Source organism: Streptomyces aurantiacus JA 4570, assembly GCF_000414115.1.
GTDB lineage: Bacteria > Actinomycetota > Actinomycetes > Streptomycetales > Streptomycetaceae > Streptomyces > Streptomyces aurantiacus_A.
Genome location: NZ_AOPZ01000288.1, coordinates 1 through 8,604, shown reverse-complemented (window position 1 = coordinate 8,604; position 8,604 = coordinate 1). Strand labels below are relative to the sequence as shown.

Annotated in this window: 8 protein-coding genes; 4 read left to right on the top strand and 4 right to left on the bottom strand. The window is 71.9% G+C overall.

Annotated elements, in window-relative coordinates; translation table 11 throughout:
* Nucleotides 1-30 precede the first annotated feature (30 nt).
* Together STRAU_RS25870 and STRAU_RS25865 are read left to right on the top strand one after the other, a co-directional pair.
* A complete protein-coding gene (locus STRAU_RS25870) occupies nucleotides 31-1,206 on the top strand; it encodes a 4-hydroxybenzoate 3-monooxygenase (protein ID WP_037661908.1) in 1,176 nt (391 codons plus the stop codon).
* 148 nt (nucleotides 1,207-1,354) lie between these two features.
* Nucleotides 1,355-2,260 carry a Bax inhibitor-1/YccA family protein gene (locus STRAU_RS25865; protein ID WP_016643353.1) on the top strand — a complete coding sequence of 302 codons (906 nt, stop codon included), beginning with the start codon at nucleotides 1,355-1,357 and terminating at the stop codon, nucleotides 2,258-2,260.
* A gap of 115 nt (nucleotides 2,261-2,375) precedes the next feature.
* Here the strand turns inward: STRAU_RS25865 and STRAU_RS25860 are convergent, their stop codons facing one another.
* A complete protein-coding gene (locus tag STRAU_RS25860; protein WP_016643352.1) occupies nucleotides 2,376-2,606 on the bottom strand; it encodes a DUF4287 domain-containing protein in 231 nt (76 codons plus the stop codon).
* A 101-nt stretch (nucleotides 2,607-2,707) separates the two neighbouring features.
* On the opposite strand from STRAU_RS25860, the gene STRAU_RS25855 reads away from it, so the two are divergent.
* Complete coding sequence (locus STRAU_RS25855; protein WP_037661907.1) at nucleotides 2,708-3,019, top strand: hypothetical protein; 312 nt, start codon at nucleotides 2,708-2,710, stop codon at nucleotides 3,017-3,019.
* 43 nt (nucleotides 3,020-3,062) lie between these two features.
* On the opposite strand, the gene STRAU_RS25850 is transcribed toward STRAU_RS25855, so the two are convergent.
* From STRAU_RS25850 to STRAU_RS25840, 3 genes are all read right to left on the bottom strand, one after another.
* Complete coding sequence (locus STRAU_RS25850; RefSeq protein WP_016643350.1) at nucleotides 3,063-3,887, bottom strand: hypothetical protein; 825 nt, start codon at nucleotides 3,885-3,887, stop codon at nucleotides 3,063-3,065.
* Nucleotides 3,888-4,155: 268 nt separating this feature from the next.
* Entirely contained in the window at nucleotides 4,156-5,376 is a 1,221-nt protein-coding gene (locus tag STRAU_RS25845; protein WP_037661905.1) for an acetyl-CoA C-acetyltransferase, read from the bottom strand.
* A 228-nt stretch (nucleotides 5,377-5,604) separates the two neighbouring features.
* A complete protein-coding gene (locus tag STRAU_RS25840; RefSeq protein WP_259299979.1) occupies nucleotides 5,605-6,618 on the bottom strand; it encodes an SGNH/GDSL hydrolase family protein in 1,014 nt (337 codons plus the stop codon).
* Nucleotides 6,619-6,871: 253 nt separating this feature from the next.
* On the opposite strand from STRAU_RS25840, the gene STRAU_RS25835 reads away from it, so the two are divergent.
* Nucleotides 6,872-8,281 carry a cystathionine beta-synthase gene (locus tag STRAU_RS25835; protein ID WP_016643347.1) on the top strand — a complete coding sequence of 470 codons (1,410 nt, stop codon included), beginning with the start codon at nucleotides 6,872-6,874 and terminating at the stop codon, nucleotides 8,279-8,281.
* Nucleotides 8,282-8,604 lie beyond the last annotated feature (323 nt).

Sequence of the window (8,604 nt, the reverse complement as noted above, 5' to 3'; positions counted from 1 at the left end):
GGGCGGGCGGGTGGGAAATACACTCCCGTGATGCGTACTACCGTCGCGATCATCGGTGCGGGCCCCGCGGGCCTGTTACTGGCTCGGCTGCTCGACGTCGCGGGCGTCGACTCCGTCGTCCTGGAGAGCCGCGACCGCGCCTACGTGGAGCGGCGGCAGCGCGCCGGGATCCTGGAGCAGGGCACGGCGGACGCGCTGCGCGCGGCCGGGGCGGGCGACCGCATGGACCGCGAGGGGCTCCCGCACACCGGCATCGAGCTGCGCTACGACCGCCGCAGGCACCGCGTCGACTTCCCCTCGCTCACCGGCGGCCGCTCGGTCCTCGTCTACGCCCAGACCGAGGTGTGCAAGGACCTCATCGCCCTGCGCCTGCGCACGGGCGGCCCGCTGCTCTTCGGGGCCGAGGCGCTGGCCGTGGAGGAAACAGGGACGCAGCGCCCGCGCGTGCGCTACCGCCACCAGGGCCGTGAGCGGGTGATCGAGTGCGCGTACGTCGCCGGGTGCGACGGCTTCTGGGGCGTGTCCCGCAAGGCGGTGCCGCCCGCGCTCTCCCGGACGTACGAACGTACGTACCCCTTCGCCTGGCTCGGCGTGCTCGCCGACGTGCCGCCCTCCCACGACGAGCTGGTGTACGCCCGCCACGACCGCGGCTTCGCCCTGCTGAGCCAGCGGTCCCCGACCGTCTCCCGCCTCTACCTCCAGGTCCCGGAGCACACCGACGCCGCCGAGTGGAGCGAGACGGACGTCTGGGACGAGCTGGAGCGCCGCACCGAGACGGACGACGGGTGGCGGCTGAAGCGCGGCCCGATCACGGCCGCGTCCGTCACGCCGATGCGCTCCTACGTCCACGAGCCCATGCGGCACGGCCGCCTCTTCCTCGCCGGTGACGCCGCCCACATAGTGCCGCCCACCGGCGCCAAGGGCCTCAACCTGGCCGTCGGCGACGTCGTCACCCTCGCGCGCGCCCTCGTCGCCCACCACGCCACGGGCGACCCCGCGGGCCTCGACGCGTACTCCGCCACCTGCCTGCGCCGCGTCTGGCAGGCCGAGCGGTTCTCGTACGCGATGACGGCCATGCTGCACCGCCACCCCGACGCGACCCCCTTCGACGACCGCCTCCAGCTCGCCCGGCTCGACCGGATCGCCACCACCCGCTCGGCCGAGGCCGACCTGGCCGAGGCGTACACGGGCCTTTCCGTCGACTGACCTGCCGCGCTCCGGGAACACGGGACTCCATGCCGAGCGTTCTCCCGTCACAGAGAGGGAAAGATCCTCCCCAAGCACTAGGCACTTCCTTTTGCCTACGCATTACTCTTGAACCCAAAGCCACGCACGGTGGCCATGGAGGAGTGAGATGAGGAGCAGTAACCCGGTCTTCTCGCGACGGGGGTTCAGCCGCGACAACGGCTATGCGGGCTTCAACGCGCAGCCGGGGGCCGGGGGAGCCGCCGCCGTAGGGACGCAGGCCAATCCGTACGCGGGCGCGGGCCAGCAGGCCCCCACCAACCCGTACGCCAACAATCCGTACGCCCAGCAGGGCCTCCAGGGCGCCCCGCCCCAGGCCCCGGTGACCACCGGCCGCATGACGATGGACGACGTCGTCATGCGCACGGCCACCACGCTCGGTGTCCTCGTCGTCACGGCCGCGCTCGCCTGGGCGCTGCTGCCCGTGGACGACGCCAACATCAGCAAGTCGTACGGCATCGCGATCGGCGCCGGTCTCGTCGCGATGGTCCTGGGCTTCGTGCAGGCGTTCAAGCGCAAGGCTTCGCCGCCGCTCATCCTCACGTACGCCGCCCTGGAGGGCGTCTTCCTCGGCGTCGTCTCCAGCGTCGTCGACAACCGCATCGCGAGCGGCGCGGCCATGCAGGCCGTGCTCGGCACGATGGCCGTCTTCCTCGGCGTCCTGGTGGCGTACAAGGCCGGCTGGATCCGCGTCAACCGCCGTTTCTACGGCTTCGTGATGGCGGCCGCGCTCGGCTTCATCCTGCTGATGGCCGTGAACCTGCTGTTCGCGGTGTTCGGCGGCGGTGACGGCCTCGGCTTCCGCAGCGGCGGCCTGGGCATCATGTTCGGCATCATCGGCATCCTGCTCGGTGCCTGCTTCCTGGCCCTGGACTTCAAGCAGGTCGAGGACGGCATCGCGTACGGCGCCCCGCGCGAGGAGGCATGGCTCGCCGCCTTCGGCCTCACGATGACGCTGGTGTGGATCTACATGGAGTTCCTGCGGCTGATCGCCATCCTGCAGGGCAACGACTGAATCCTGCGCGGCCACGACTGACGGCCCGCAGAACGGAACAGACCGGCCGAAGGGCCCGCGGAAGAGATTCCGCGGGCCCTTCGCCGTTGTCTGCCGGGGGAAACGGGGGTCGGGGTCAGAAATACTTGCGTGCGGCGCGGCGGAGGTCGTACTCGTGGATGATCGCCTTGGCGTGGCCGTACGCGAGGTTGTGTTCGCCGCGGAGCCAGCTCACCTTCTCCTCGAAGCGGAAGAGAGAGGGGCCCTCGTCGACGGTGCGGAGCCAGTCGGAGACTTCACGACCTGTGCAGTGGGGGATACGGGCGAGCAGATTGCGGTGGGTCTCCTCGGAGAAGACTTGGGACATCGGCGCCTCCGGACGCGTTCGATGTGGTCCGTCCTTCACGCCACCGTGCCTGAGCGTTCCGATATTGGCAACAGTCCCGGCTGGGCGCGTAGGGTCGCACAGTGCTCGATACGACGCCTTTGATCACGGCAGTTGACCGTTTCGCGGACCGGCTGCGGGCCGCTCCGCAGTCCCGTCTGCAGCGCGGGGCGGCGGCCGAAGCGCTGGACCTGGCCCGGGAGTTGGCGGTGCGCGCGCAGGTGCGGGAGTCGCCCCTCGACGAGCCCCGGGTGATGCCGGACGCCGGCATGTTCGCGGCCGCCGACCAGGTCACCGTCGCGGGGCGGGACCTGGCCCTCGTGCTCCGCGACGAGAGCGAACTCGCGGACGCGGTGCGCCTGGTGGAGGAGTCGGTGGGCCGGGCCGGAGTGTGAGCGGCGGGCGGCCGTCGGGTGCGGGCGCCGGCGCCGCCGCGGGTCAGACCGACGCGATGACGCGGTCCGCAAGGATGTAGACGTTCTCCGTACCGCACGCGAACGTCAGGGCGTACGCCCCCGAGACGCCGGAGCCGCCGAGCAGGACCGGGGCCCGGCCGTCGCGCAGGGCGGCGGCGAGCAGCTCCGCGGTCTCGCGGTGGCCCGGGGTCATGCAGAGCGTCGTGCCGTCCGTGAAGACGTAGACGTCCAGGGTGCCGAGCGGGCCCGGGCGGACGTCGGCGAGCGCCGTGCGGGCGTCGGCCAGCTCCTCCAGGCAGGCCACCGTGCGCTCGTGGTCGCCGTTCGCCGGGGACTGGACCGGGACGAAGTCGGGGTGCGAGGGGTGGCGGCGGCGGGCCGCGGCCAGCTCGGGGGAGTCGGCGGCGAACTCGTCCGCCGCGGCGGCCGGGTCGGCGAAGGGCTCCACGACCGGCTCCAGGCTCTCGGACTCCAGGCCCGCCAGGTCGGCCTGGCGCGGCAGGAACAGCTCGTCCGCGATGTTCTCGGGCAGCCCGCTCAGGAGCGAGGGGGTGTCCGCGATGTCCCGCGCCTCCTGGGCGGCCCAGAACGCGCGCGCCTCGGCCAGCTCGCGCTCGCGCTCCTCGGCGAGGGCCTCGGCGACCGCCGCGCGTATCTCCTCGGTGTCCACCGCGCTGCGGGCGGCGGGCACGGAGGCGCGCTCGCCCGCCGCGCCGCGGCTCTCGGCCAGCTCGGTGCGCAGCTCGGTGATCTGCTGCCGCAGGCCCCGCACGGAGCGCAGGGCGGCGGTACCCACGGCCGTGGCAGCGGCCGCGGAGAGCAGCAAGGCAAGATGCATGGCGCTCACTGACGTACTCCCGGTTTCAAGTCGACCCCCGACTTCCTACATCAGCTTGAAGCCTGCACCATCCTGCTGTCAGTGCATTACGTCACGAAATGGACAGGACTTTCGCCCCGGTGTTTATCCGTGGATCCATGCTGACCTGGGCACATGTACCTCCCCCAGGAGATTGGTCACATCCTGGGGGAGATTGGGTCACGAATGCGTGGAGGGGCGGAAGCGGCCGCCGTGTCCCGGCCTGTGAGACGGGCGGCCACTCAGGGTGCCGACGGTGTCAGCTCAGGCGCTCGATGACCATCGCCATGCCCTGGCCGCCGCCGACGCACATGGTCTCCAGGCCGAACTGCTTGTCGTGGAACTGGAGGCTGTTGATCAGCGTGCCGGTGATGCGGGCGCCGGTCATGCCGAAGGGGTGGCCGACGGCGATCGCGCCGCCGTTGATGTTCAGCTTGTCGAGGGGGATGTCCAGGTCGCGGTAGGAGGGGATCACCTGGGCGGCGAACGCCTCGTTGATCTCGACCAGGTCGATGTCGCCGATCGTGAGCCCGGCACGCCGCAGCGCCTGCTTGCTGGCCTCCACCGGGCCGAGGCCCATGATCTCGGGAGAGAGGCCGGTGACGCCGGTGGACACGATGCGGGCGAGCGGGGTCAGGCCGAGCTCGCGGGCCTTGGTGTCGCTCATGATCACGAGCGCGGCGGCGCCGTCGTTCAGCGGACAGCAGTTGCCCGCGGTGACCAGGCCGTCGGGGCGGAACACGGGCTTGAGGCCGGCCACGCCCTCCAGCGTGACGCCCGCGCGCGGCCCGTCGTCCTTGCTGACGACGGTGCCGTCGGGGGTCGTGACGGGCGTGATCTCGCGCTCCCAGAAGCCGTTCTTGAGGGCTTCCTCGGCGAGGTTCTGGGACCGGACGCCGAACTCGTCCATGTCCTGGCGGGTGACGCCCTTGAGGCGGGCGAGGTTCTCGGCGGTCTGGCCCATCGCGATGTACGCGTCCGGGACGAGGCCGTCCTCGCGCGGGTCGTGCCAGTCGGTGCCGGTCTCCTGGGCGCGGGCCGCGGTGCGGGCCTCGGCGTCGGCGAAGAGGGGGTTGTGGGTGTCCGGGAGGCCGTCGCTCGACCCCTTCGCGAACCGCGACACCATCTCGACGCCGGCCGAGATGAAGACGTCGCCCTCGCCCGCCTTGATGGCGTGCAGGGCCATGCGGGACGTCTGCAGCGACGAGGAGCAGTAGCGGGTGATCGTGCAGCCCGGGAGGTGGTCCATCCCCATCTGCACGGCCACGATCCGGCCGAGGTTGTGGCCCTGCTCGCCGCCGGGCAGACCGCAGCCCAGCATCAGGTCGTCGATGTCCTTCGGGTCGAGCGCGGGCACCTTGGCCAGGGCGGCCTGGATGATCGTGGCGGTCAGGTCGTCCGGGCGCAGCTCCTTGAGGGAGCCCTTGCCGGCGCGGCCGATGGGGGAGCGGGCGGCGGAGACGATCACGGCTTCGGGCATCACGGGCTCCTACTGGCGGGGGCGCCCCTAACAGGGCAGGGCTCACTGGGAAGTTACCTGCACGTAATGCCGTCGGTCACGGGGTGAGGGCTGTGACGCGGGCCGCATTTCTAAGCGAGCGCTCAGAGGGTGGGCCCTGTGGGGCTTTCCCCAATCCCGCCCCTTCCCGTAACCAGGGCGTTTGAGGAGCGGGGGTCCGGGGGCAGAGCCCCCGGTTTCGGAGCCCCGCTAGGGAATCGGCGACGGCGCCGGTGTCTGGATGCGGCGGCGGCGCCTGCGCTTGAGGAGGGCCCAGGGGCCACGGGGGCCCGTGGGCATAGCGCCAGTGACCTCCGTGCCGCCCTCGGAGGCCGCCTGGGCCGCCGCCCGGGCCACGGGCAGGAAACCCTCGCGGCGGGAGACGTCCGGCCGCTCCTCCTCCGGCCACAGCCCCAGCGCCGCGCACAGCGTGGGCAGCACCGCCATCGCGGCGGTCGCGTACCCCTCCGCCGAGGGGTGGTAGTTGTCGGGACCGAACAGCTCGCGCGGGTTCGCCGCGAACTCGGGGCCGAGGAGGTCCCCGAGCGACACCGTCCGGCCCCCCTGTTCCACGACGCCGATCGTCTGCGCGGCGGCCAGCTGCCGCGAGACCCGGCGGGCCAGCCACCGCAGCGGCTGGTAGACGGGCTCGATGGTGCCGAGGTCGGGACAGGTGCCCACGACCACCTCCGCCCCGGCGGTGCGCAGTCTGCGTACCGCCGTGGACAGCAGCCGCACCGACCGCGTCGGCGGCATCCGGTGCGTGACGTCGTTCGCCCCGATCATCACCACGCACACATCGGGCACCCAGCCTGTCTCGTCCGACAGGACCAGCGAGACCTGTCGCTCCAGGTCGTCCGACTGCGCCCCCGGCTGCGCCACCACCCGCACGTCCACCGGCCGCTCCGCGACCGCCGCCAGGCCGGACGCGAGCAGCGCCGCCGGGGTCTGCTGGGCCCGCCGCACGCCCTGTCCCGCCGCCGTGGAGTCGCCGAGCACGGCGAACCGCAGCGGCTCGCGCCCGTCGGAGCGCTCGGCGAACGCCGCCCCGTACCGCCCGTGCGCCCGCGGCGGCGCCCCGTACCCGCCATTGCCCACCGACCGCTTGGCCAGCTGCACCTCGGCGAGGACGAGCCCGACCGTGGCCGCGCCGAGCAGCCCGATGCCTCCGCCGCCGTACGCCGCACCCGCGGCGATCCGCCGCGCCACCCTCGCCCTCGACACCCCGTGGTCACCTCAGCAAAGTCGTGCCGGTAAAAACGGCCCGAGCCGCACAACCGCCGCACACCCGGCCGTACGCCCCGTACACCCACTCATTGCCCCGTCAAGCAGGCCGTCCAATCGCAACGGGAGGTGAACCGGCGAGATGGCGCCGTAGTCTGACGGCACCCATATACCTCGTACGGCGTCCCTTCGCGGGACATCCAAGACATCCAAGGCGCTGCGGCCCGGACACCCCGGAAAGACGGAGACAACGGTGCATTTCCACGACTCGATGATCAGCCTCGTCGGCAACACCCCGCTGGTGCGGCTCAACAACGTGACCAAGGGCCTGAAGGCCACGGTCCTTGCCAAGGTCGAGTACTTCAACCCCGGCGGCTCCGTGAAGGACCGCATCGCGCTGCGCATGATCGAGGCGGCGGAGGCGAGCGGTGAGCTGCGCCCCGGCGGCACGATCGTGGAGCCGACGAGCGGCAACACGGGCGTGGGTCTCGCGATCGTGGCCCAGCAGAAGGGCTACAAGTGCGTCTTCGTGTGCCCGGACAAGGTCAGCACGGACAAGATCAACGTGCTGCGCGCGTACGGTGCCGAGGTGGTCGTCTGCCCGACCGCCGTCGACCCCGAGCACCCGGACTCGTACTACAACGTCTCCGACCGCCTCGTACGGGAGATCCCCGACGCGTGGAAGCCGGACCAGTACTCCAACCCCAACAATCCCCTCTCGCACTATCACTCCACCGGCCCCGAGCTGTGGGAGCAGACGGAGGGGAAGATCACCCACTTCGTGACCGGCATCGGCACCGGCGGCACGATCTCCGGCACCGGCGGCTATCTGAAGGAGGTCTCCGAGGGCCGGGTCAAGGTCGTCGGGGCCGACCCCGAGGGGTCCGTGTACTCCGGCGGTTCCGGGCGGCCCTACCTCGTCGAGGGCGTCGGTGAGGACTTCTGGCCGACGGCCTACGACCGGAACATCACCGACGACATCGTCGCCGTGTCCGACAAGGACTCGTTCCAGATGACCCGGCGCCTGGCCAAGGAGGAGGGGCTGCTCGTCGGCGGCTCCTGCGGCATGGCGGTCGTCGCGGCGCTGCGGGTCGCGGAGGGCCTCGGCCCGGACGACGTGGTGGTCGTCCTGCTCCCCGACAGCGGCCGCGGCTACATGAGCAAGATCTTCAGCGACGAGTGGATGAACGACTACGGCTTCCTGGAGGAGGCCGGCGACCAGCCGCGCGTCGGTGACGTGCTGCGCCGCAAGGAGGGCGGGGAACTGCCCTCGCTCGTCCACATGCACCCCGAGGAGACGGTCGGCGAGGCCATCGAGGTCCTTCGTGAGTACGGCGTCTCGCAGATGCCGATCGTCAAGCCCGGGGCCGGACACCCGGACGTGATGGCCGCCGAGGTCATCGGGTCCGTCGTGGAACGGGAACTGCTCGACGCGCTGTTCACCCAGCGGGCCTCGCTCGGCGACCCGCTGGAGAAGCACATGTCCGACCCGCTGCCGCAGGTCGGATCCGGGGAGCCCGTCGCCGACCTGATGTCCGTGCTCGGCGGCGCGGACGCGGCGATCGTCCTCGTCGAGGGCAAGCCGACCGGGGTGGTGAGCCGTCAGGACCTGCTGGCGTTCCTCGCGGAGCAGCAGGGCGGGGCCCCGCAGGCGGGTCGCTAGTCCGTAACCGGGCTTCGGGCGGGGGAACTTCGCGGAAGTGGTACGAACGCGACACGTTCGCGCAGCACCCGCTTAACACGGGTCCGGCACCGTAGGGGGTGTCGGCGTCAGGACTTCCGGAGCGGCTCCCGGACCTCCACCGACGCCCTGGACGCGGTGCCCGGCCCTGACCCGGTCCGCGTCCCTCGCGGGGGCCGCCGTCGTCCCGCCCTCCGGCTCCGGCCGGCGGTGCGGCGGTCCCCGCGCTACGCGCGCCCTCCATCCGGCCTTGGCCCGCCTGGGCCCCGATGGGGGTTGCTGTCTTGTCGCGCTTGCGCGCTCGT

Excerpts from the sequence above, each read along its gene's own strand:
- STRAU_RS25870 (WP_037661908.1), top strand. The coding sequence starts at position 31 with ATGCGTACTACCGTCGCGATCATCGGTGCGGGCCCCGCGGGCCTGTTA.
- STRAU_RS25865 (WP_016643353.1), top strand. The coding sequence starts at position 1,355 with ATGAGGAGCAGTAACCCGGTCTTCTCGCGACGGGGGTTCAGCCGCGAC.
- STRAU_RS25860 (WP_016643352.1), bottom strand. The coding sequence starts at position 2,606 with ATGTCCCAAGTCTTCTCCGAGGAGACCCACCGCAATCTGCTCGCCCGT.
- STRAU_RS25845 (WP_037661905.1), bottom strand. The coding sequence starts at position 5,376 with ATGCCCGAAGCCGTGATCGTCTCCGCCGCCCGCTCCCCCATCGGCCGC.